The sequence below is a fragment of the Streptomyces sp. DS1-CR2 genome, assembly GCF_055760475.1.
In genome coordinates this window covers 8,518,245-8,539,958 of sequence record NZ_CM147085.1, presented here as the reverse complement: position 1 = coordinate 8,539,958, position 21,714 = coordinate 8,518,245, and the positions used below count along the sequence as shown (strand labels likewise).

Genomic DNA, 21,714 nt, shown 5'->3' with positions numbered 1-21,714 from the left:
CTCATCACGCCACCCGCCGGCCCCCACAGCCCGCCCGGCTCACTCCGCGGAACCCGCGCCCGTACGGCATTCCGGGTGGCCCCAGCCCTTCGGGTTCTTGGCGATGGCCTCACCGGCCGCGTAGGACCGGCCGCAGACGCAGCGGCCCGGGAACTTGGCGTTGAGCGTGCGCGACGAGGCCGCCTTCGATCGGGCCGAACCCGCCTTGGGCTTCCTCTTCGACGGACCGGCGACCGTGTCGGGTGACGGCGGGGGCTCCGGGGACCCGTAGTCGGTGCCCGCAGGTTCCTGGACGACGGCGGCCTGGCTCGCGGCCCGGTCGGCGAAGTCGTTCAGCCGGTCGCCGTCGACCTGGTGCGCGGGAACGTACCGGAACTCGACGGCGCGCCCTTCAAGCAGCGCGTCGATGCGGGCGACGAGCTCCTGGTTGGCGACCGGCTTGCCCGCCGCGGTCTTCCAGCCGTTGCGCTTCCAGCCGGGCAGCCACGTCGTGACCGCCTTCATCGCGTACTGGGAGTCCATCCGGACCTCGAGCCGCTCGCCCGGGTCCGTGGCGGCGAGGAGGCGCTCCAGGGCGGTGAGCTCCGCGACGTTGTTCGTCGCCGTGCCCAGCGCGCCCGCCTCCCAGCGAACCGGGGTCTCCCCGCCGTCGGCGATGACCCAGGCCCAGCCGGCGGGCCCTGGATTTCCTTTCGACGCCCCGTCACACGCGGCGATTACGCGATCTGCCATGACACCGATCATGCCAGTGCCGGCGAGCGGCGGACGCCGCACCCCGTCGCCCGACCCTGGCACGCACGCGACCGCGCCCGCACCGGCGGTCAGGCCCGCGCCACCAGCCGCTCGGCAGCCGAGCGCGCGGAGGCGAGCACCGCGGACCGCTCCGCACCCCGCTGGCCGATCACGATGCGCGTGCTCAACCCGTCGAGCAGGGCGAGGAGTTGGGAGGCGCGCTCGGCGGTGTCGAGGGGGGCGAACCGCCCCTGCTCGACCCCCCGCTCCAGAAGGGTCTCGAGGTCCTCCTGCCAGCCCCGGTCCAGCTCGTCCTGGGCCTGGCGCAGCGCCTCGTCGGTGGAGGTGCGGGCCCACAGCTCGATCCACAGCGTCCAGCGCGGGTCGCGCGGGCCGCGCGGCAGATACAGCTCGACGAACTGGTCGAGCTTGCGCTCGGCGGTGACGCGCCGGGACAGCAGCGCCCTGCGTTCGTCGGTGAGGCCGCTCTCGCTCCAGCGTAGGGCTTCGAGGAGGAGGCGGTCCTTGCTGCCGAAGTAGTACAGGATGTGGCCGCCGCTGGTGCCGAGGCGCTTGCCGAGCGCCGACATCGTGAGCGATGCCAGGCCGTCCTCGGCGATGGCCGTCATCGCCTCCTCGAGCATGCGCTCCTGGGCGACCCGCCCGTCGCGCCGTCGCGCAGTAGCCGCCACAGCCGCGCCTCCCTGATCTGTGGTCCCGACACCCATGACCCTATCCGGCGATTTCGCGAGGGCTCTTGACGTACGGGACGAGGAGGCGCATCTTGAATGCCGTTCAAGAAGTTAGAACGATATTCAAGAACAACATTCAAGGACGGCGGGATGACACAGCAGCACACCGAGGATGCCGGACCCGCGCAGGCCGGACCGGCGGTCGCCGCCACCGGTGACGAGGTCTTCCAGGTCGAGACCCACGGGATCGACCCCATCCCCGACGAGGAGCGGCACGGCGGCGCGAAGGACCTCTTCTGGCTCTGGTTCGGCTCGAACCTCACCTTCACGTACGTCATCAACGGCGCGCTCGCCGTGTCCTTCGGGCTCTCGTTCTGGCAGGCGACCGCGGCCGTCGTCGTCGGAGGCCTGGCGTTCTTCGCGATCAGCGCCGCCGGACTGAGCGGGATCCGCACCGGCACCGCGACCCTGGTGATCTCCCGCGCGCCCTTCGGCGTCCTCGGAAACTGGCCCGCCGGCCTGCTCAACTGGATCGTCTCGATCGGCTACACGATCGTGAACACCGTGGTCGGCGCGCTCGCCCTCGAAGCGTTCTGCGCGGACCTCGGCTGGCACGGCTCAACCGCCCGCGCCTTCGCGCTGGCCGTCACGATGGTGCTCACCTTCGCCGTCGCCCTGTGGGGCCACGCCACCGTGCAGTTCGCCGAGCGCTGGATGGCGTACATCCTCGCCGTGGGCTTCGCCGCACTCCTCGTCTTCCTGATCCCGGGCGCCGACACCCGGGCGTCGACCGGCGGCGTCCCCGGCGCCTCGGGCTGGAGTCTCGCGTTCGTCGTGATGCTGGCGGGACCGTTCTCGTACGTCCCGATGCCCGCCGACTACACCCGCTACCTGCCGCGCACCACCTCGCTGCGGTCGATCACCTGGAGCGGCACGCTCGGCGGGCTCGTCTCCTCGGTGGCGCTCGGCGTCGCGGGTGTCGCCGCCGCCACGCAGGCCGACATGTCGGACGCGGTGGCCGGCGCCGAGGGGCTGCTGCCGGGCTGGTTCCAGCCGCTCTTCCTCGCCCTGGTGCTCGGCGGCTCAGTCACCAACTCGATCATCACGCTGTACTCGTCGAGCCTGAACCTCCAGGTCCTCGGCATCCCGTGGAGCCGGTCCAAGGCGATCCTCATCAGCGCGGGCGTCACCGTGGTCGGCTCGCTCTACGCCCTGTTCCTCACGGACTTCACCGACTCGCTGCTGTCGTTCCTGTCCCTGCTGATCATCGTGTTCGCGCCGTGGGGCGGCGTGTTCCTCGCCGACATGGTGATGCGCCGCTGCCGGTACGACGCCCCGTCCCTGCACGCCGGCCGCGACGGCGCCTACTGGTACCGGGGCGGCTACCACCCGGCCGGGGTCGCCGCGCTGCTCGCCGGCATCGTCTTCGCCTCGCTGACCTGCGACTCCGAACTCTGGACCGGCCCGCTGGTCGCCCCGCTCGGCGGCGCCGACCTGACGCTGCTCGGCTCGGTCGTCTCCGCCCTCGTGTACTGGGCGCTCGCCCGGCGGACCGTCGCCCCCGCCGCGTAGACCTTCTCCCGAACCACCGGTATCACCACAGGAGTTACCCCTCATGTCCCACTCACCCGCCCCCGCCGACCTCGTCCTGCGCGGCGCACGCGTCCACACCGTCGACCCGGCGCTGCCCAAGGCGCAGGCGCTCGCTGTGCGCGACGGAAAGATCGTCTGGCTCGGGGCCGACGCGGACACCGGGGCCTGGACGGGGCCCGGCACCGAGGTCATCAACACCGGCGGGAAGCTGGTCCTGCCCGGCTTCATCGACGCGCACAACCACGTACGGCTCGGCTCCGACGACGCCTGCGTCCAGCTGTCCGGCGCGGACACGCTCGACGAGATCCACGACAGGATCCGCACGTGGCGGGCGGCGCACCCCGGCGCCGCCTGGATCGAGGCGGAGGCGTTCGACTACTCGGCGATCCCCGGCGGCCGGATGCCCACCGCCGCCGACCTCGACCCGGTCACCGGCGACACGCCCGCGTTCGTCCTCAGCTACGACGTGCACACGGCCTGGCTGAACACGGCCGCGCTGCGCCGCCTCGGCATCGACAAGGACCGTACGAGCCTGCCGTTCGGCGAGGCCGCCACCGACCCCGAGACCGGTGAACCCACCGGATTCATCAAGGACTTCGCGGTGAAGGGCCTGTCCCGCGACGGGCACCGCGCGCTCAATCGGCTCGGCGTGCCGTGGGCCTCGGCCGACCGCCAGTACGGGCGCCTGGCCAAGTCCCTCGACGACGCGATCCGCTTCGGCATCACGACCGTCGTCGAACCGCAGAACTCGATCGACGACCTCGCCCTGTTCGAGCGCGCCCGCTCCGAGGGCCGGCTCCGCTCGCGGATCGTGGCCGCGCTCTTCCACCCGCGCGGCACCACCGACGCCGACCTCGACGACTTCGCCGCCGCCGCGGCCCGCCACGCGGACGACCGTCTGCGCGTCGGACCGTTGAAGCTCTACATCGACGACGTCGTCGAGCCGCGCACCGCCGCGCTCCTGGAGCCGTACACGGGGTGCGGCCACCACCGCGGCGATACCTTCTACCCGCCGGAGGAGTTCGCGGACCTCCTCGCCAAGCTCGACGCGCGCGGCTTCCAGTGCTTCGTCCACGCGACCGGTGACCGCGGCATCCGCACGGTCCTCGACTCCGTCGAGCACGCCCGTACGGTCAACGGTGAGCGGGACGCCCGCCACCAGGTCGTGCACGTCGAGTGCCTCGACCCGGCCGACACCGCGCGCTTCACGGCGCTGGGCGTGGTCGCCTGCATGCAGCCCAGGCACTGCGCACCCGAGGTCGCCGGGCCGGGCAAGGACTGGGCGGAGAACGTCGGCTCGGACCGCTGGCACAAGGCCTGGCCGATGCGCAGCCTCCACGAGTCGGGCGCCGTCCTTGCCTTCTCCAGCGACTGGAACGTGGCCGAGATGGACCCCATGGTCGGCATCTACACGGCTGTCACGCGACGCCCGCTGGACGGCGGCGAGCCCTGGATGCCGGGCGAGACGGTGGACGTGGAGACCGCGGTGTACGGGTACACGATGGGTTCCGCGTACGCCAACTTCCTTGAAAATGAGCGAGGTTCGCTGAGCGTGGGCAAGGCAGCGGACTTCGTGGTCCTGTCCCGCGACATCCTGAGCGCCGCACCCGAGGACATCCCCGGCACCGTGGCCGAAACAGTCGTCGTGGGCGGCAGGATCGAGCACAGCACCTGAGACACCACACAAGAACCCGCGTACAAAACGGTCAATTGGGAGGGATAAAGTAGCGCGTCGACCTTCGTCCGCCCGAGACGCCTCAGGAGAACCGCGTGACCTCAGCGACCGCCCCGACAGAATCCGCAGCAGCAGACGTCGCGCCCGAAGGGTCCGTTCCGGCCCAGGCCGGGCCCGCCGAGGCCGAGGCGAACATCTGGGTGCCGAGCGGGGAGAGCGCGTCGGACGAGGAGACGCCGGACGATGCCGCGCCGGTCTCGGACCTGGTCGCCGAGGACGCACGGGCCTTCGGCGTCTACGCCCGGACCGGCGGCTGGGCGTTCGCCGTCATGGTGGCGCGCAGCGTGCGTCCCGGCGGGCAGGCCGTGGGCGAGACACCCAAGATCTCGGCCCGCCGGTTCAGCGAGCTGGCGGGCTGCTCGCCGGAGCGCGTCATGCGCTACTACAAGGCCTGGGACAAGGCGGCCGACGACGGTCTCGTGCCGCACTTCGAGGCGCTCACCCCGGGCCAGGACGTCGAACTCCCGGACTCCGACACCTGGTTGACGTACTACGCGTCGCGCTCCATCGCCGTGTCGCCGCGCGGCCACGCGATCTCGGCGGCCGCCGAGGCCGAGGGCATCCGCCCGACCAAGGCCTTGGAGGTCGCCGAGAACCCGACCGCGCTGCGCGCCGCGATCCTCGCCGACCCCGGCACCGCCGAGGCGGCCAGGAAAGCCCTCATGGACCGACTGGAGGAGGACCCCGCCCTGCGCACGGAGCTGGTCAGGGACATCGTGCGCACCGACGACCTGAAGAAGGCCGTAGCCGCCGAGGCGAAGGCCGGCGACCGGGTCGAGTACGTGCGTCAGATCGCGGAGAACGGCCAGATCAAGACAGCGGCGGGACAGAAGATCGAGGCACCCCGCGAGCTGCGCGAGGAGGCCGAGCGCCACCTCTCCCTGATCGACGAGCTGGACGACGGCGAAGAGGCCGGCGAGTGGGCGCGTGAGGCGTACGACAGCGTCCGCGAGCTCGTCACCAAGACCGTCGAGAGCGACCCAGACCTCCGGGTGAAGGAGCGCAGGGCGAAGTTCTACAACAGCCTGCAGAAGGCGACGAAGGTATTCGAGGAGCTCACCCTCGACGACGCCGAGGACGACGTCTACGAGGACGACATGCTCAAGCGCCTGGAGGACCTCCAGCAGGCCATCGCCTCGTGCATCTCGGCGATCCAGGCGAAGGTCCAGTAGGAAGCCGCCCAACCGGAGGCCCCCACAGGCGAGCACGTACACGCACCCGCGGCCCCGCACCCGAAAACGCACCTGACGATCCCGCACCTGAGAGCACACCTCAGCAGAACGACCACCCCGAGCCCGCACCGGAAAGAAACGCATTGCCGCCACACGCCCGCATGAACTAGGGTCACGCCCCGTGACTGCCGGGTCGGCCTTGGGCCATCAACGAGTAGGGCACCCGGCCTCCGAGTGAGGCCGGGGCGGGCGCGAGGCCCGCCGGTCTTCTTTTGCTTCCGCGATCCAGATTTCGTAAGTCCCGGAGACGAAAGAAGAGAATGCCCAACGATTTCAATCAGCACGTCATCGAAGAGTTCCGAGCCCATCGCGGCCGGCTCTCAGGCCCCTTCGAAGGTGGCCGGATCCTCCTCCTCACCACCACGGGAGCCCGCTCGGGCGCCGCACACACCACGCCGGTCGGTTTCCTCCCCGACGGCGGCGAGCGCGTCCTGGTGATCGCCTCGGCGGGCGGCGCGCCCGGCAACCCGGACTGGTTCCACAATCTCCTGGCCACCCCGCGCGTCTCGGTCGAGGACGGCGTGTTCACCTACGAGGCGGAGGCCGAGGTCCTGACGGGAGCCGAGCGCGACGCCGCGTTCGCCCGGGCGGTCGAGCGCGATCCCGGCTGGGCGGAGTACCAGGCGAAAACCTCCCGCGTGATCCCCGTGGTCGCCCTGCGGGCCATCGAGAGCGGCCCGCCGAAGGTGACGGGCGCGACGTCATGGGGTGACGGCCTCAAGGCCGTCCACGACGGGATCCGGCGTGAACTGGGCCTGATCCGCAAGGAGATGGCCGAGTCGGGCCCGGGTCTCGGCCTGGGAGCGCAGCTCCGGGTCAACTGCCTCACGCTCTGCAAGGGACTGCACAACCATCACGCCGGAGAGGACGCCGCCCTGTTCCCGTTCATCAGCTCGCGCCACCCCGAGCTCGGCGCGGTCCTGGAGCTGATGCGCGAGGAGCACCAGCGGATCGCAGCGCTCCTCGCACGTCTGCAGGAGACGGTCTCCAACGACGCCGCCGACCCCAGCCTGGTGCTCCCCGAAGTGGAACGGCTCACGGACGAACTGGAGAGGCATCTGCTGCACGAGGAGGAACAACTCATCCCGCTGCTGGACGCGGCGGTGTAAGGCCGCCTCGCCGAAACCGGTCCCGAACAAGCCCCACGCCGGTCACGCACCCGTCACGCAGCCTCGGTGACCTTGGCCGCGAAGGCGTCCAGGTTGCTCATGGCGCGGGCGATCCGCTCGTCGAGCGAGAGCGACTCCTCGTAGCGCCCGGCCCGCAGCTTGGGCTGCCGCTTGCCGCGCAGATAGAGCGAGCAGGCGAGGTCCGCGCAGAGATAGATGCCGACAGTGTTGCCCTCCCGCCCGCGCGCCCCGGCCAGGGGCGCCGCGAGGAGGGCGACACCGGAGGAGGCGTGTCCGGTCAGGCACACCTGGCACATGCTGGACTTCACGGCGCTGGTCCGGCCCACCGAGGGAACCCGCAGGGTGATGCCGAGGGGCCCGTCGGGGCCGGACCGCACCAGGTGGGCCCGCAGGGGCGCTCCCGGGTCGACCCAGCCGAGGAAGTCGAGGTCCTCCCAGGGGACCTCGGCGAAGTCGAGGGGGAGCTTCATCCGGGCGGCCTCACCCTTCGTGCTGTTCACGAAGGACGCCCGGATCTGTTTCTCGTTGAGTGGTTCCACGTGCGGCGACGATACCCACCGCCGCTCGCACAAGCATCCGCATTTCCCCGCGGGCGCGGTCGGCACCGGTGCGGTCGACGGGGCGCGAACAAGCCGCGCCACGACTGAGGACACCCCGTCGGCTCCGGCCGTACGGCACCTGCTCCGTCCGCCCCGCCGGTCCGACGGCACGCCCCGACCAGACAAAACACACCGCTGAGAGAATCGGAACAACAGGGTTCGGCCAGATGTCCCTGATCGGCGGACTGGCCGATCTTCGAGTGGCCGACTGGATGCCCAAGGCATCTAATAAAGATCACCGAGGAAGACTCACCGCCTGCGAGGTCACCATGACCGTGACACCCCCCACGCCGGACACCGTCGCCTTCCCCCAGGACCGCACGTGTCCCTACCACCCGCCGGCCTCCTACGATCCGCTGCGCTCTGCGCGGCCCCTCTCGCGTGTCTCGCTCTTCGACGGACGGACCGTGTGGGTGGTCACCGGCCAGTCGACCGCGCGCGACCTGCTCGTCGACCCGCGCCTGTCCACCGACCGTGAGAACCGCGCCTTCCCGATGCCCACGGAGCGGCTCGCCCTCTCCGGTAAACGCCGCATCGCCCTCCTCGGAGTCGACGACCCCGAGCACAACGCCCAGCGCCGCATGCTGATCCCGAGCTTCACCCTCAAGCGGATCACGGCGCTGCGGCCCCGCATCCAGGAGACGGTCGACCGACTGCTTGACGCGATGGTCGAGCAGGGCCCGACGGCCGACCTGGTGAGCGCGTTCGCGCTGCCCGTGCCGTCCATGGTGATCTGCTCACTGCTTGGTGTGCCCTACGCCGATCACGACTTCTTCGAGGAGCAGTCGCGGCGGCTGCTGCGCGGGCCGAAGGTGTCGGACATCGAGGCCGCGCGCGAGCAACTCGATACATACTTGGGCTCGTTGATCGACCGCAAGAGGCGCGAGCCGGGCGAAGGACTGCTCGACGAGCTCATCCACCGCGGGCCGGACGAGAAGGAGATCGACCGCGAGGAGCTGATCAGCCTCGCCACGATCCTGCTGATCGCGGGGCACGAGACGACGGCGAACATGATCTCGCTCGGCACGTTCACCCTGCTCCGGCACCCGGATCTCCTGGAGGAGCTGCGCTCCGCCGACGCGCTGCTGCCGGCCGCGGTCGAGGAACTGCTGCGCTTCCTGTCCATCGCCGACGGCATCCTGCGCGTCGCCACTGAGGACATCGAGGTCGCCGGCGAGACCATCCGGACGGACGACGGGGTCATCTTCTCCACGTCGCTCATCAACCGCGACGGCGACAGCTTCACGGCCCCCGACTCCCTGGACTGGCACCGCCCCACGCGCCACCACCTCGCGTTCGGCTACGGAGTCCACCAGTGCCTGGGGCAGAACCTGGCCAGGGCCGAGATGGAGATCGCGCTGAGGTCGCTGTTCTCGCGGCTGCCCGGACTGCGCCTCGCGGCGCCCGCCGAGGAGATCCCGTTCAAGCCGGGAGACACGATCCAGGGCATGCTCGAACTTCCGGTCACGTGGTGACCGCCCGAGCCGCAAGAAAGGCGCAGACCGTGCGGATCCGGATCGACAAGGACAGCTGTGTGGGCGCGGGCATGTGCGCGCTGACGGCGCCGAACGTGTTCACGCAGGACGACGACGGCTTCAGCGAGGTGCTGGAGGGCCGCGAAGACGGCGCCGGTGACCCGCTGGTGCGGGAGGCGGCCCGCGCCTGTCCGGTGCGGGCCATCACCGTCGCCGACGACTGAGGACACCCCCCCAAGCGCAACTAGGCGGGCGGTACGACGGCCACCGGGCAGGGCGCGTGGTGCATTACGGCATGCGCGACGGACCCGATCCGGGATCCGATGGCCGAGCGTCGGGCGCGGCGGCCCACGACCACCAGCTGGGCCCCCGCGGCCGACGCGAGAAGGACCTGGCCGGCGCTGCCGATCTCGACGTGCTCCACCACCGGCACGTCGGGGTACCGCGTGCGCAGCGGTTCGAGCGCCTCGCCGAGCGCCTTCTCCTCGTACGGCTCCATGCCGCCGGCCTCGTCGAGCAGCTTCAGCGAGGCGGGGCTGTACGCGTACAGGGGTGGCAGTGTCCACGCGCGGACGACCCTCAGCGTCGCGCCACGGGCGGAGGCGGCGGCGAAGGCGAACTCGAGGACCGCGCGGCTGTCCTCGGGCGCGCCCTCCTGGCCGACGACGATCTCGCGTCCCGCCGCCTCCGGCTCGGCGCGGTCGCCGGCTCTCACCAGGACGACGGGCCGCGACGACTCGGCGATGACCTGCTGCCCGACCGACCCGACCAGGAAGCCGACGAGCGCGCCGTGCCCGCGGGAGCCGAGGACGAGGAACTCCGCGTCGGCCGCGGCGCCGAGGAGCGCGGGAACGGCTTCGTCGGACGGGGACTCGACCGACAGCGCCAGCTCGGGGTGGCCGCCGGCCACGGCGCGCCCGGCCTCGTCGGTCACACTAGTGGCCCACTCGGCCTGCGCCTCGAGATCGGGCGCGGACGCCGCGATGTCCGGCAGCGGGGACCAGGCGTGCAGCAGGCGCAGCCCGTATCCGCGGCGCTCCGCCTCGCGCGCAGCCCACGCAGCCGCGGCCGAGCTCTCCGGCGATCCGTCCACTCCCGCGGTGATCCAGCGGTCCATGCGCCTGCCTCTCCGTCGCTGATCAGGTCCCGACCAGTGTGCGTCAGCGAGGCGGACAACACGCCAGAGCCCTCTAGGTGCCACTGCCTGCGGCGCCGGTGGGTGCCGTGACCGCGTCGCCGAGGTAACGCGACCAGCCACCCGCGGGTACCTCTCCGACCTCCAGCGAGCGGAGCCGGTCGAGCACGTTCGGGTCCTGGGTGTCCAGCCAGTCGACGAACTGCCGGAAGGAGACGAGGCGTACGTCCTTCTTGCCGGCGATCTCCTTGAGCGCGGCCTCGACGGCGTCCATGTAGATCCCGCCGTTCCAGTCCTCGAAGTGGTTGCCGACGAAGAGCGGCGCCCGGTTCGTCTCGTACGCCCTGTTGAAGCCCGCGAGGTACGACTCGGTGGCCTGCTGGCGCCAGGCGGCGTAGTTGTAGGACGGAGCTCGCGTGGAGTTCTTCGACTGGTTGGCCAGGATGTTGTAGTCCATCGACAGGACCTCGAAGGTGTGGCCGGGGAACGGGATGCCCTGGAGCGGCAGGTCCCACAGGCCCTGCCGTTTCCCGGGCCAGCGCTGGACGCCGCCGGGGGACGAGGCGTCGTAGCGCCAGCCGAGCTCGCGGGCGGTGGGCAGCAGGTTGTCCTGGCCGAGCAGGCAGGGCGTGCGGCCGCCGATGAGTTCCTTGTCGTAGTCGAACGGCAGGGGGTCTTGGTCGTGCCAACCCGTGTTCGTACGCCAGGTCTTGATGAACGATCTCGCCTGCTCGATCTCGCTGTACCACTGCGCGGGCGTCCAGTTGGCCACGGAACCGGAGCCGGCGCAGAAGTGGCCGTTGAAGTGCGTGCCGATCTCGTGGCCGTCGAGCCACGCCTGCCGGGTGTACTTCAGCGTCTCCTTGAGGTGCGCGTCGGTGAGATACCCGACGTCGGAGGCGCCCACGGGGTTGTTGGGCGGGTCGTAGAGCCGCTTCTTCGACTCGGGCAGGAGGTACAAGCCCGACAGGAAGAACGTCATGTGGGCGCCGTGGGTCTCGGCCAGTTCGAGGAAGCGGGGGAAGAGGCCCTTGCCGACCTCGCCCGCACCGTCCCAGGAGAAGACCACGAACTGCGGTGGCGTCTGGCCGGGTTCGAGGGGGACGGGCGACTCGGGCTGGTTCGGCTGCTTGCCGGTGTACGCCGTCGAGCCGTCACCGATCAGCCGTGGAGCGGCCTTCCTGCCTAAGTGGGGGTCCCGGTCGGGGCGGCGGCCGGGGCCCGCGGGCGGGCGGTCCGTGTCCTTGCCCGTCCCGCATCCGGCGAGGCCCGCGGCAGCGGCGCCCAGGCCGATCCCGAGTCCCAGACCCACTGCTCCTCTGCGGCTGATCTCACTCATCGGCATCCCAACCCGCGTCCGCGAGGGACACGTTGCGCAGCCCCCCTGACAACACACGCACCGTAAGTCGGATAAGCACACAATTAGTTCATTTAGGTCGGCGCGGCGGGCAAAGCGCCGTCCAAAGGGTCAGCTCTGGCCGGGGTCGCCGACGACCTTCCCCGGGTTGAACAGATCGAGCGGGTCGAGGGTGTCCTTCACTGCGCGCTGCACCGCGCAGACCTCGGGACCGAGTTCCCGCCGCATGCCGCCCCGCTTGAGCAGGCCGACACCGTGCTCACCGGTGACGGTGCCGCCCGCGGCGACCGCGGCGCCGAGCAGTTCCTCGAACGCGGCCTGCGCCGCGCAGCGCGCCTCGGCGTCCCCGGGCGGGGTGATCAGGAGCGGGTGGAGGTTGCCGTCCCCGGCGTGCGCGATGGTCGCGATCCGCACCCCGTGCCGCTGCCCGATCTCCTCGACGGTGGCGAGCATGGCGGGCACGGCCGAGCGCGGTACGCAGATGTCCTCGGTGAGCACGGGCCCCAGGCGTTCGAGGGCCGGGTAGGCGAGCCTGCGGACGTCGAACAAGGCTTCGGCCTCGACGGCGTCGGTGGACTGTTCGGCCCAGAGTGCTCCCGCGTCCGCGAACGCCTCGGCGACTGCAGCCGCCTCCGCCGCCCCCGCGTCGCCCGGCGCGTCGATCCGTGCGAGGAGCAGGGCGGCGGCGCCGGGTTCGATCCCGAGGTGCTTCCAGTCCTCGACGGCCTGCATGCAGTGCCGGTCGAGGAGTTCCAGGGCTGCGGGCTGGAGGCCGCGCCGCGTGGTGAGCGCGACGGCGGCGCCCGCCGCGACGAGGCCGTCGAAGGCGCCGACGACGGTGCGGGGTTCGGCGGCGGGCGCGGGACGAAGGCGCAGCGTGATCTCGGTGATCACTCCGAAGGTGCCCTCCGAGCCGACGAACAGGCCGGTCAGGTCGTAGCCGCTGACACCCTTCGTGGTGCGCCGGCCGAACCGGACGCGGGTGCCGTACTCGCCCGCGGGCCCGCCCATCACGGCTTCGAGGCCGAGGACGTAGTCACGGGTGACGCCGTACTTGAGGCAGCACAGGCCGCCGGCGTTGGTGGAGACGTTGCCGCCGATGGTCGACCAGGGGGCGCTGGCGGGGTCCGGCGGGTACCAGAGACCGTGCTCGGCGACGGCCGCCTTCAGGTCGTTGTTGACGACGCCTGGCTGTACGACGGCGAGCAGGTTCTCGGTGTCGATCTCCAGGATGCGGTTCATCCGCGAGAGGTCGAGGACCAGGCAGCCGTCGGTGGCGTTGGCCCCGCCCGAGAGCCCGGTGCCGGCGCCGCGGGTCACGACGGGTACGGACAGCGCGGCGCAGGCGCGCACCACCTGCTGCACTTCACCGGTGTCCGTCACCCGGACCGCCGCGAGCGCTCGGCCCACCGGCGCCCATTCCGCGTCGTCGTGGCTGAGCCCGGACAGCACGTCGCCGTCCTCGATCAGCGTGAGGCCGGGCAGCGCCTTGGCCAGGTCGTCCAGGAGCTCGCGATCGGGTGCCCTATCGATGTCGCCGTCTCCTCGCGCGAGAACCGTTCGATTACGGTCGCAGTCTAAAGACGGCCTTGATCCACTTCCCGACCGGTACTCGCTCCACGATGACCTCGGTGGCGAGCGCGTGGACTATCTCGAGACCGTGCCCGCCGATACGCCCGGGGTCCCTGACGAAGAGACGGGGCACGGCGGCGCTGCTGTCGTAGACGGTGACGGCCACCTCGTCCTTCGATCCCTCGAGGTCGAGGACGTACGGTCCGTGGCTGTGGCGGTCGGCGTTGGTGACGAGCTCGCTGACCAGGAGCAGCAGATCGCCGCGGGACCTGGCGTCGATCAGGGCGCACCACTCCGACCGCAGCTGCTCGAGGAACACCTCGGCGAAGGCGCGCGCGTCGGCGATGCAGCCCGGCTCTCCGGTGTACTGCGTCGCCCGGCGCAGCGGCTCGACGGGGTCGGCAGCACCGGTCGGCATCAAGGCTCCGTCCAGGTACTCGGTCATGCGGCTCTCTCAATGGGATCGGTCGGCACAGTAACTCCCCTGCAGACCTCCTGATACCCAGTGGCGCGTGCGGCAGTCATAACCGGCCGGAACGGGCGGCTCGGCACGCCGCCCGTTCCGGTCCCGAGGTGCGCGAGGTCAGCAGCTCATTTTCCACGCGTGGGAGTCGCCGCTGTCATTGCCCCAGCTGTTGGAGGCGATCTCCTGGCCCGGCGCGAGGCAGACGGTGCCGAGACCGACGAGGCCCGGGTTCTCGTAGACCTGTACGTGGTCCTTGATACCGGGGCCCGAAATGCCATGGTTCGCCCAGGAGGAGTCCTGGTCCTGGATGGGGTCCTCCCAGTCGTGGTCGTCGCCCGACCAGTTGGTGCGCTGACCGCCGAAGTCCGCGTCCGTCCAGGCGCAGAACTGGCCGCTGGGGCACGAGGCGCCGAAGGCGGCGGACGAGGTGGCGACGGCGCCGCCGAGGGCGAGGGCCACGGCTGCGAGGAGCACGGCGGAGTTCTTGATGATCACTGTGTCTCTTTCTCTTGCTACGGAGTCCGTGGCTGGTCGGTGAGGAGGTGGGTCGCGCGGGTCAGGGCGTGCGCCCGAAGGCGCTGCCAGTCGGCGACTTCGGTGCGGTGCCGCACCCGGACCGAGGCGAGGCTCGTCTTGCGGTAGGCCGCTTCGGGCTTGAGGTTGTTGACGACGGTCGAGACCTGGAACCAGCGGCGCTGATCGCCGTAGAGGGCGCGCTGCGCCGAGGCCAGGCAGCCGTCGGTGTGGGCGCGCACGGAGTATCCGGTCGGCAGTGTCAGGGAGAGTTCCGTGCGTCCGGCGCCGAAGACGGCGTCGGCCAGGTGTTCCTCCTGGGCCTTCGTGCCGGGCCGTCTGCCGGGGCGCGGCGGAGTGAGTCCCCGCGCGGTGAGGCAGCGGCCGGTCAGGAGCTGTGTGGCGGCCTTGACGGTGTCGTCCGGAGAGAGTGCGGGCCTCGGGTCCGGGGCCGCACAGCCGGTGACGAGCAGTCCGGCCAGGAACAGCGGGCCGAGCGCGGTGAGCGCCAGGAGCGGCCGTACCCAGGGGCGCGGTCGGTGGGTCATCGGCGGATCAGCCCGCTTCGCATCCCATCTTGTTGTCGCTGACGCCGTCGAACTTGGTGGCCCACGCCTCCCAGTTCTCGTCGTAGTCGTCCTTGCGGATCTCGCGGTAGAGGCAGCTGTTCCCCGGTCCGTAGCTGATCGCGTAGACCGTGCCGTCGACGCGGGAGTCGAAGGAGTAGGCGTGGCGCTGGGTGCCGTTCTCCGCCTCGGCATAGCCGGGTGGCACGTAGCACCAGGCCTGGCCGTGCTGGGCCGCCTCGGTCCAGAAGCAGACCTGTCCGGGGCCCGCGGCGCGTACGGCACCGGCGGGCGCGGTGGCGACGGCGGTCGGGGCGGCGAGGGTCAGCGCGGCGGCGACGCCGACGCCGGCGAGAGCGGTGGTGAGCAAGGTGGTGCTGCGGCGCATTCGAGCGGCTCCGAAAGTGTGGTGACGACGCTGTGCATGGCCACAATCCCCCCGCGTTTACGCAGGTAAGCGCGGCGCCACCCGTACCGGCTACTAGTCATATCGGCGCCGCGCCGATCATGCGTGCGGCACGAGCGCGGCCCTGGAGGCGCGGGTGCGCTGCATCCGCAGGGCGTCGATCGACTCGGCGAGGAACTCGTATTCCGTGGTGTCGTCGCGAGTGATCAGCCGGACGAGTTTTCCGTCGGCGAGTTCCTCGGCCACTTGTTCCTGCCGCTCGATATCACCGCACCAGTCGCGCAGCGCTCCGGGGACATCGGGAACGTTGTCGGCGACCGGGGCAATGGCGTGTTCGGGGAAATGCGGATTGCCGGGGCGCGGATCGAGCCGTTCGGCTATCCAGGAGGCGCGGTCGCGCAGCCACCACATCGCGAGCGGCAGCGTGGGCGCGCGATACGTGCCGAGCGGTACGCCGACGCGCTGACCGCCGCAGATTCCGTACGCGGTGACATGGCACAGGAATTCCTCGTGCACGCTCTCCCCCGTCGCTCGTCCGCCGCCCTGCGGGCCTCACTTTCATTCCGTGCGATGTGCGTGGTCCGTGCGGGTGCGCCGGGTCAGGACCGGCGAAATGATCTATTGGTCGGGCGCCATTCTTCCTCAGAACACGAGTATCGACACTTCCGACACGCTGTCACCACGCCTTTCTGGCCAGTCTCCTGGCATATTCACGGCCCCGAATGGCCGGAATGGAACGGGTGCGCGGGTGTGAAATCGCCGCCATCGAGGAAGCAGCACGTCATGCACTCCAAGGACGTTCTCACCGACGCGTTCGGACGGATCCACGAAACGGTTCACTCGGCGGTGGAAGATCTTTCCGCCGAGGAACTCAACACCCGGCTCAATGACGACTCGAACTCGATCGCGTGGCTGATCTGGCACCTGTCACGCGTGCAGGACGATCACATTTCCGACGCCTTCCAGACCGATCAGGTCTGGCTCGCCGACGGCTGGGTCGACCGCCTCGATCTCGCTCTGCCACCCTCCGACACGGGGTACGGCCACAGCGACAAACAGGTCGCCAAAGTGCACGTCCCGTCCGCCGATCTGCTGCTCGGCTACTTCGACGCGGTGCACGAGCGCACCCTCGCCCACGTGGCAGAACTGAGCGACGCGGATCTGGACCAGGTGATCGACGACACCTGGTCGCCGCCGGTCACGCTGGGCGTGCGCCTGGTGAGCGTCATCTCGGACGATCTCCAGCACTCCGGGCAGGCCGCCTATGTGCGCGGGATTCTCGAACGCCTCTGAAACCCGGTGCGCACCCCGGGTGAATCGGGCACACCCAGTCACTGTGTTCGCACGCTTCCAGCCATCGGAACGCCGCAGTCCACTACGAGAGGAACCCCGCGCAGGATTGACGGCTCCTGCGCGGAGGGGCCGCCGGCCACTCCCTACCCACGCCCAGGCCGGCGGCCCCGTATCTGCGCTCCCCTGAGTCAGCCCTCCAGCCGCTCCTCGAGCCGGATCGTGACGCCCTCCCCCGCCTCCTTGCCGATCACCACCGCCGGCGCACGCCCCGGCAACGGTTGAGGTCTTGACAACTCGATTGGTCTGAACCAGCTTTGGGCCCTACAGCGGTGGCCACCGTTCACTCCCGCCCCCCTTCACTCCCCACCGGAGGCAGTAAGTGGACCGTGCACGCAGATGGATCAAGGGCGCGCTGGCCGTCACCGCGGCCGCAGCGCTCGGCGTCACCGCTCTGGCGACCACGGCGCAGGCCGCCGACATCAACGTCGCCAAGAACGCCGGCTTCGAATCGGATCTGAGCAACTGGACGTGCTCCGCCGGCACCGGTTCCGTGGTCGGCTCCCCCGTGCACGGCGGCGCCCGGGCGCTCAAGGGCACACCCACCTCACAGGACACCGCCCAGTGTTCCCAGGCCGTCGCGGTCAAGCCCAACTCGACGTACACGCTGAGCTCTTGGGTCCAGGGCAGTTACGTGTACCTGGGTGCGAGCGGCACGGGCACCACCGATGTGTCGACGTGGACACCGGGGTCCTCCGGCTGGCAGCAGCTGAGTACCACCTTCACGACCGGCGCGAACACAACGTCCGTGACGGTCTACACGCACGGCTGGTACGGGCAGAGCGCGTACTACGCCGACGATGTGAGCGTGCTCGGCCCCGACGGCGGCGGTGGCGGTGGCGATCCCGTCGTCATTCCGGCAGTGCCCGCCGGACTCGCGGCCGGCACCGTGACCTCCTCCTCGGTGGACCTCTCCTGGAACCCGGTCTCCGGCGCCACCGCCTACAACGTGTACCGCGACGGCTCCAAGGTCGCCTCCGTCAGCGGCGCGTCCGTCACCGCCACCGGGCTCGCCGCCGCCACCTCGTACAGCTTCCAGGTCAGCGCGACCAACTCGGCCGGTGAGTCCGCGAAGTCGGCGGCCGTCACCGCGAAGACCGCGACCTCCGGCGGCGGTGGCGGCGGCACCGTGCCCAAGCACGCGGTGACCGGCTACTGGCAGAACTTCAACAACGGCGCCACTGTGCAGAAGCTGCGTGACGTCCCCTCGCAGTACGACATCATCGCGGTGTCCTTCGCCGACGCGACCAGCACGCCCGGGCAGATCTCCTTCACCCTCGACCCGGCCGTCGGCTACGCGTCGGCCGCCGACTTCAAGGCCGACATCGCCGCGAAGCAGGCCGCGGGCAAGTCCGTGATCCTCTCGGTCGGCGGCGAGAAGGGCAGCGTGTCCGTGAACAGCGACGCATCGGCCACCGCGTTCGCCGACAGCGCCTACTCCCTGATGCAGCAGTACGGATTCGACGGCGTCGACATCGACCTCGAGAACGGCCTCAACTCCACCTATATGTCGAAGGCACTGCACCAGCTCTCCGCGAAGGCCGGCGCGAAGCTGGTCCTCACGATGGCGCCGCAGACCATCGACATGCAGTCCACGTCAGGTGAGTACTTCAAGACGGCGCTGAACGTGAAGGACATCCTCACCGTCGTCAACATGCAGTACTACAACAGCGGTTCGATGCTCGGCTGCGACGGCAAGGTCTACAGCCAGGGCTCGGTCGACTTCCTGACCGCGCTCGCCTGCATCCAGCTGGAGGGCGGCCTCGACCCGTCCCAGGTCGGCCTCGGCGTTCCCGCGTCGACGCGAGGAGCGGGCAGTGGCTACGTGGACCCGTCGGTCGTCAACAACGCGCTCGACTGCCTGACGCGCGGCACCGGCTGCGGCTCCTTCAAGCCCGCGAGGACCTATCCGGGCCTGCGGGGCGCGATGACCTGGTCCACGAACTGGGACGCGACGGCGGGCAACGCCTGGTCGAACTCCATTGGCCCCAAGGTGCATTCACTCCCGTAAGACCCTGCGGCGCTTACGGGCGGTACTCAGTTCAGCAGCTGCCACAGATGGGCGCAGGCGGCGTCCTCCGTGGGATGCCGCGCGATCGCCTCGTGGGTGCCGCGCTCGTACGCGCCGGTCTCCCAGCCCCCGCCGGGGTCCTCGCGCAGATAGAGGAAGTCGGTGGGGGTGGGGGACGGTTCGTGGACGCCCTCGATCCAGTAGTGGGTCGGGGGCACGGCGGCCTGCCGCAGGGCGCGCTCCAGTGCGTGCCGGTCCACGAGCCGTCCTCCTGTCTCGATGGTGCTTACGCGTGCTCGAGGTAGTCGTGTTCCAGGAGCCATTTCACGTCGAGGCGCCGGCCCTCACCGGGGTTGAGGAACACCTGGTCGAGCTTGATCTGCCGGCCGCCGCCGGGCTGCTCGAACCAGGGAGCGATCGGGCCCTGCCACACGAAGAACGGCTTGGCGACCTCGTAGACGTGATAGTCGCACGCGTAGGCGGGCTCACGGGTGTTGAGGTTCTGCGGGGGCAGCGCCCGCTTCTCGTAGGCGTCCCCGGCGGGCGCCAGGTAGGAGCCGTACTCCGAGCCGAAGCGGTCGAGGGTCTGCCCGGGCCGCAGTTCGGTGGGGCGGCGGTCGACCTGGCCGTTGGTCTCGGTGAATCCGTCGTTGGGCGGGTACTTCCAGCGGCCGGAGTCCGTCGGCCCCTCCCAGTACTTCTTCAGGAACGCCTTCGGGCTGAGGGAGCCGGTGCGGTGGTAGGCCTTCAGGAGCGGGCCGACCGGGGCCTGCCGCTTGTTGGGCAGGTACTTCGGGCCGAGCCGGGCGTCGCCCTGGAACTCGCCCGTGCAGGGCTCGTGCGCGGCGGCCGCGGGCGCGGGCTCCGCTGCCGCTGCGGACGGCGGCGTGGTGAGCGCCACCGCCACTCCCAGGGCGGCCAGGACCAGACGTAGGGACTTCACGCGGTCGTCTCCTCGATGCTTCGACGGATCGTCAGGTCCGCATGCGCACAGTGATCATGCGGACGCTCAGGGAGAGTACGACGATCTTCGGCTGCGGCGGCGACATCCGGCCACCGCGCCGTTCACCCCACTTCGAAGACGAGCCGGCCCACCACGAAGACGAGTCAGCCCGCCATGAAGACGAGCGTGCCGTCCGGGAGCCGGGCCTCGATCCGGGCGCCGTGTTCCACGGTCCGGCTGACGGTGCAGTACTTCTCGTGGGTCAGGCGCACGCCGCGTGCGAACGCGTCGGCGGCGTGCTCGTCGCCCTCGGGCAGCTCCACTTCGTAACTGACGCGCACCGCTCCGACGCGGCCGTCATCCTCGGGCCGTGACACGGACTCCACGACGATGCGCAGTCCGTCGTGTTCGACGGTGCGGGCCGTGCGGTCGGTGACGAGGCCGCCGCAGCCGCCGAGCGCGGCGAGGAGCAGCTCGACCGGGGTGAACGACGGCTGCACGTCGGGGTCCTCGGCGGCGCCGATGCGGACCTCGGCGCCGCGGTCGTTGCGTGCGGTCCAGTCGCGGAAGCCGTTGCGGACGGTCTCGATGCGGTAGTCGGCCATGTCGGGTGGTTCTCCCTCGCTGCGGTCGCCCGGTCCTGCTCGTCCCCGGCACCGTACGGGCGAGGGGGCGTGGGGCGGCGCAGGCCGGACCGTCGGGCGGGCATGAACGCCCGCTCGGTCGGGTCAGGCAGTGGGGAGGCGTCCGCCGCACTGGCCGCAGTAGGACGCCGACGGGTCCTCGGAGACCCGGTCGCAGGCGGGGCAGACCCGGCTGAGCAGGCAGGCCGGTTCGCCGCCCTCGCGGGCCGGGGTCCGCGCGATGGTCAGGCCGGGGCGTCTGCGGTGGGCGGTGAGGTAGGCGAGACCGTCGGGGCCGGCCGTCACGGTGCGCCGCTCGCCGCGGGGCACGAAGACGAGCGCCCCGGGTGCCAACTTCTCCTCCTGGTCGGCGTGCCGGAGCGATCCGCTCCCCTCGACCACGACGAGGAGGACGTCCAGATCGGGCTCGACATGCTCGGCGACACCGGCGCCGACCGGCAGTCTGACGAGGTTCGCGTCGAGCTGCCGCGCCGCTCCGTCCAGCTTCCAGAGGGCTCCCGTCCGGGACGCTTCCGCCGTACGCAGTACGTCCTCAAGTGACACTCGGGCGGTCGGCATGCCTCTCCTCTTCAGCGGTCGGTACGTCGAAGTCCGTCGCGAACTCCTCGGCAACTCCCCAGCCTACGACGGGCAGATGGCCTCGCTCCGCACGGGAACGATCACTGTCAACCGACGGTTGACACCCTTACACTGTCAACCTAAGGTTGTCACATGACGGAATCCACGGAACCGGCCGTTCTCACCACGCCCGTACGCCTCGACGACCTCATCGCGGGCATCAAGAAGGCCCACGACCAGCCCCTCGAACAGTTGCAGGACGCCGTCATCGCGGCGGACCACCTCGGCGACATCGCCGACCATCTGATCGGTCACTTCGTCGACCAGGCCCGCCGCTCAGGCGCTTCCTGGACGGAGATCGGAACGAGCATGGGGGTCACACGCCAGGCCGCACAGAAGCGGTTCGTCCCCAAGAGCGCCGAGACCGAGATCGACCCGAACCAGGGCTTCAACCGCTACACGCCCCGCGCCCGCAACGTGGTGGTGGCGGCGCAGAACGAGGCCCGCGCCGCGAGCAGCGCGCAGATCGGCACCGCCCATCTGGTGCTCGGCCTGCTGCACGAGCCGGACGGCCTCGCCGCCAAGGCGATCCTCGCGCAGGACGTGCTGCTCGACACCGTGCGCCAGGCCGCGACGGCGGCCCTGCCGCCCGCGGCCGAGGACATGCCGGCCTTGGTGCCGTTCGACTTGGCGGCCAAGAAGGCCCTGGAGCTCACTTTCCGCGAGGCCCTGCGTCTCGGCCACAACTACATCGGCACCGAGCACATCTTGCTGGCGCTCCTGGAGCAGGAGAACGGGACGGGCGTGCTGGCGGAGCTCGGGATCGACAAGGGGGTGACCGAGGCGCACATCGCGGACGCGCTGGCCTCGATCGTCAAGGAGCGGGCGAAACGGGAGTCCTGACGGCGCATCGGCCCCGCGTGGGTGTCCCGGAGCGTCAAGGAGGGTCCGGCGATTCCCCCCGGCCGGCTCCGGGACACCCACGCGGTCCTGCGTCGCCCGGGT

Annotated in this window: 24 protein-coding genes; 9 read left to right on the top strand and 15 right to left on the bottom strand. The window is 70.6% G+C overall.

Translation table 11 applies throughout. From position 1 onward, the window contains the following. Positions 1-39 precede the first annotated feature (39 nt). On the bottom strand, positions 40-744 hold the full coding sequence (locus tag ACY0PA_RS39925; RefSeq protein WP_473086581.1) for a ribonuclease H family protein: 705 nt from the start codon (positions 742-744) through the stop codon (positions 40-42). 77 nt (positions 745-821) lie between these two features. Next, a complete protein-coding gene (locus ACY0PA_RS39920) occupies positions 822-1,424 on the bottom strand; it encodes a TetR/AcrR family transcriptional regulator (protein ID WP_473082229.1) in 603 nt (200 codons plus the stop codon). Positions 1,425-1,574: 150 nt separating this feature from the next. Between ACY0PA_RS39920 and ACY0PA_RS39915 the strand changes: the two genes are divergently transcribed. The 4 genes from ACY0PA_RS39915 to ACY0PA_RS39900 all read left to right on the top strand — a co-directional run bounded on the left by ACY0PA_RS39915 (position 1,575) and on the right by ACY0PA_RS39900 (position 7,093). Further along, complete coding sequence (locus ACY0PA_RS39915) at positions 1,575-2,996, top strand: purine-cytosine permease family protein (protein WP_473082228.1); 1,422 nt, start codon at positions 1,575-1,577, stop codon at positions 2,994-2,996. Positions 2,997-3,039: 43 nt separating this feature from the next. Continuing rightward, positions 3,040-4,692 carry an amidohydrolase gene (locus tag ACY0PA_RS39910; RefSeq protein WP_473082227.1) on the top strand — a complete coding sequence of 551 codons (1,653 nt, stop codon included), beginning with the start codon at positions 3,040-3,042 and terminating at the stop codon, positions 4,690-4,692. A gap of 95 nt (positions 4,693-4,787) precedes the next feature. Further along, complete coding sequence (locus ACY0PA_RS39905) at positions 4,788-5,924, top strand: hypothetical protein (RefSeq protein WP_473082226.1); 1,137 nt, start codon at positions 4,788-4,790, stop codon at positions 5,922-5,924. Between the two features lie 320 nt (positions 5,925-6,244). Beyond that, positions 6,245-7,093, top strand: coding sequence for a nitroreductase/quinone reductase family protein (locus tag ACY0PA_RS39900; protein WP_473082225.1), 849 nt, complete (start codon positions 6,245-6,247; stop codon positions 7,091-7,093). A gap of 53 nt (positions 7,094-7,146) precedes the next feature. Here ACY0PA_RS39900 and ACY0PA_RS39895 read toward each other — a convergent pair whose 3' ends face one another. After that, complete coding sequence (locus ACY0PA_RS39895) at positions 7,147-7,653, bottom strand: FBP domain-containing protein (RefSeq protein ID WP_473082224.1); 507 nt, start codon at positions 7,651-7,653, stop codon at positions 7,147-7,149. A 329-nt stretch (positions 7,654-7,982) separates the two neighbouring features. Here ACY0PA_RS39895 and ACY0PA_RS39890 point away from each other — a divergent pair, with 329 nt between their 5' ends. Both ACY0PA_RS39890 and ACY0PA_RS39885 read left to right on the top strand, forming a co-directional pair. Beyond that, positions 7,983-9,188, top strand: coding sequence for a cytochrome P450 (locus ACY0PA_RS39890; RefSeq protein WP_473086580.1), 1,206 nt, complete (start codon positions 7,983-7,985; stop codon positions 9,186-9,188). 29 nt (positions 9,189-9,217) lie between these two features. Then, positions 9,218-9,412 carry a ferredoxin gene (locus tag ACY0PA_RS39885; RefSeq protein WP_356278193.1) on the top strand — a complete coding sequence of 65 codons (195 nt, stop codon included), beginning with the start codon at positions 9,218-9,220 and terminating at the stop codon, positions 9,410-9,412. Positions 9,413-9,432: 20 nt separating this feature from the next. Here the strand turns inward: ACY0PA_RS39885 and ACY0PA_RS39880 are convergent, their stop codons facing one another. The 8 genes from ACY0PA_RS39880 to ACY0PA_RS39845 form a co-directional block, all read right to left on the bottom strand. Next, complete coding sequence (locus tag ACY0PA_RS39880; RefSeq protein ID WP_473082223.1) at positions 9,433-10,305, bottom strand: universal stress protein; 873 nt, start codon at positions 10,303-10,305, stop codon at positions 9,433-9,435. 73 nt (positions 10,306-10,378) lie between these two features. Further along, entirely contained in the window at positions 10,379-11,635 is a 1,257-nt protein-coding gene (locus ACY0PA_RS39875) for a polysaccharide deacetylase family protein (protein WP_473082222.1), read from the bottom strand. 156 nt (positions 11,636-11,791) lie between these two features. Beyond that, positions 11,792-13,132: an FAD-binding oxidoreductase gene (locus ACY0PA_RS39870; protein ID WP_473082221.1), complete on the bottom strand. Its 1,341-nt coding sequence runs from the start codon at positions 13,130-13,132 to the stop codon at positions 11,792-11,794. A gap of 112 nt (positions 13,133-13,244) precedes the next feature. After that, positions 13,245-13,697: an ATP-binding protein gene (locus ACY0PA_RS39865; RefSeq protein WP_469986274.1), complete on the bottom strand. Its 453-nt coding sequence runs from the start codon at positions 13,695-13,697 to the stop codon at positions 13,245-13,247. A gap of 138 nt (positions 13,698-13,835) precedes the next feature. Next, the gene (locus ACY0PA_RS39860) at positions 13,836-14,213 is read right to left on the bottom strand and encodes a peptidase inhibitor family I36 protein (protein WP_473082220.1); all 378 of its coding nucleotides are present in this window, start codon (positions 14,211-14,213) and stop codon (positions 13,836-13,838) included. A 17-nt stretch (positions 14,214-14,230) separates the two neighbouring features. Next, complete coding sequence (locus ACY0PA_RS39855; RefSeq protein ID WP_473082219.1) at positions 14,231-14,779, bottom strand: hypothetical protein; 549 nt, start codon at positions 14,777-14,779, stop codon at positions 14,231-14,233. A gap of 7 nt (positions 14,780-14,786) precedes the next feature. After that, positions 14,787-15,185 carry a hypothetical protein gene (locus ACY0PA_RS39850; protein ID WP_473082218.1) on the bottom strand — a complete coding sequence of 133 codons (399 nt, stop codon included), beginning with the start codon at positions 15,183-15,185 and terminating at the stop codon, positions 14,787-14,789. A 117-nt stretch (positions 15,186-15,302) separates the two neighbouring features. After that, on the bottom strand, positions 15,303-15,719 hold the full coding sequence (locus ACY0PA_RS39845) for a hypothetical protein (RefSeq protein ID WP_473082217.1): 417 nt from the start codon (positions 15,717-15,719) through the stop codon (positions 15,303-15,305). Between the two features lie 267 nt (positions 15,720-15,986). On the opposite strand from ACY0PA_RS39845, the gene ACY0PA_RS39840 reads away from it, so the two are divergent. Then, positions 15,987-16,496, top strand: coding sequence for a mycothiol transferase (locus ACY0PA_RS39840; protein WP_383083437.1), 510 nt, complete (start codon positions 15,987-15,989; stop codon positions 16,494-16,496). Between the two features lie 379 nt (positions 16,497-16,875). Next, positions 16,876-18,564 (top strand): chitinase, encoded by a 1,689-nt coding sequence (locus ACY0PA_RS39835; protein WP_473082216.1) that lies wholly within the window; start codon positions 16,876-16,878, stop codon positions 18,562-18,564. A 26-nt stretch (positions 18,565-18,590) separates the two neighbouring features. On the opposite strand, the gene ACY0PA_RS39830 is transcribed toward ACY0PA_RS39835, so the two are convergent. From ACY0PA_RS39830 to ACY0PA_RS39815, 4 genes are all read right to left on the bottom strand, one after another. Beyond that, complete coding sequence (locus tag ACY0PA_RS39830; protein ID WP_473082215.1) at positions 18,591-18,824, bottom strand: hypothetical protein; 234 nt, start codon at positions 18,822-18,824, stop codon at positions 18,591-18,593. Between the two features lie 26 nt (positions 18,825-18,850). Then, entirely contained in the window at positions 18,851-19,507 is a 657-nt protein-coding gene (locus ACY0PA_RS39825) for a TNT domain-containing protein (RefSeq protein ID WP_473082214.1), read from the bottom strand. Positions 19,508-19,671: 164 nt separating this feature from the next. Next, positions 19,672-20,112 (bottom strand): OsmC family protein, encoded by a 441-nt coding sequence (locus ACY0PA_RS39820; RefSeq protein WP_100593222.1) that lies wholly within the window; start codon positions 20,110-20,112, stop codon positions 19,672-19,674. A gap of 123 nt (positions 20,113-20,235) precedes the next feature. Beyond that, the gene (locus tag ACY0PA_RS39815; RefSeq protein WP_473082213.1) at positions 20,236-20,709 is read right to left on the bottom strand and encodes a cupin domain-containing protein; all 474 of its coding nucleotides are present in this window, start codon (positions 20,707-20,709) and stop codon (positions 20,236-20,238) included. A gap of 153 nt (positions 20,710-20,862) precedes the next feature. Here ACY0PA_RS39815 and ACY0PA_RS39810 point away from each other — a divergent pair, with 153 nt between their 5' ends. Beyond that, a complete protein-coding gene (locus ACY0PA_RS39810) occupies positions 20,863-21,612 on the top strand; it encodes a Clp protease N-terminal domain-containing protein (RefSeq protein WP_473082212.1) in 750 nt (249 codons plus the stop codon). Positions 21,613-21,714 lie beyond the last annotated feature (102 nt).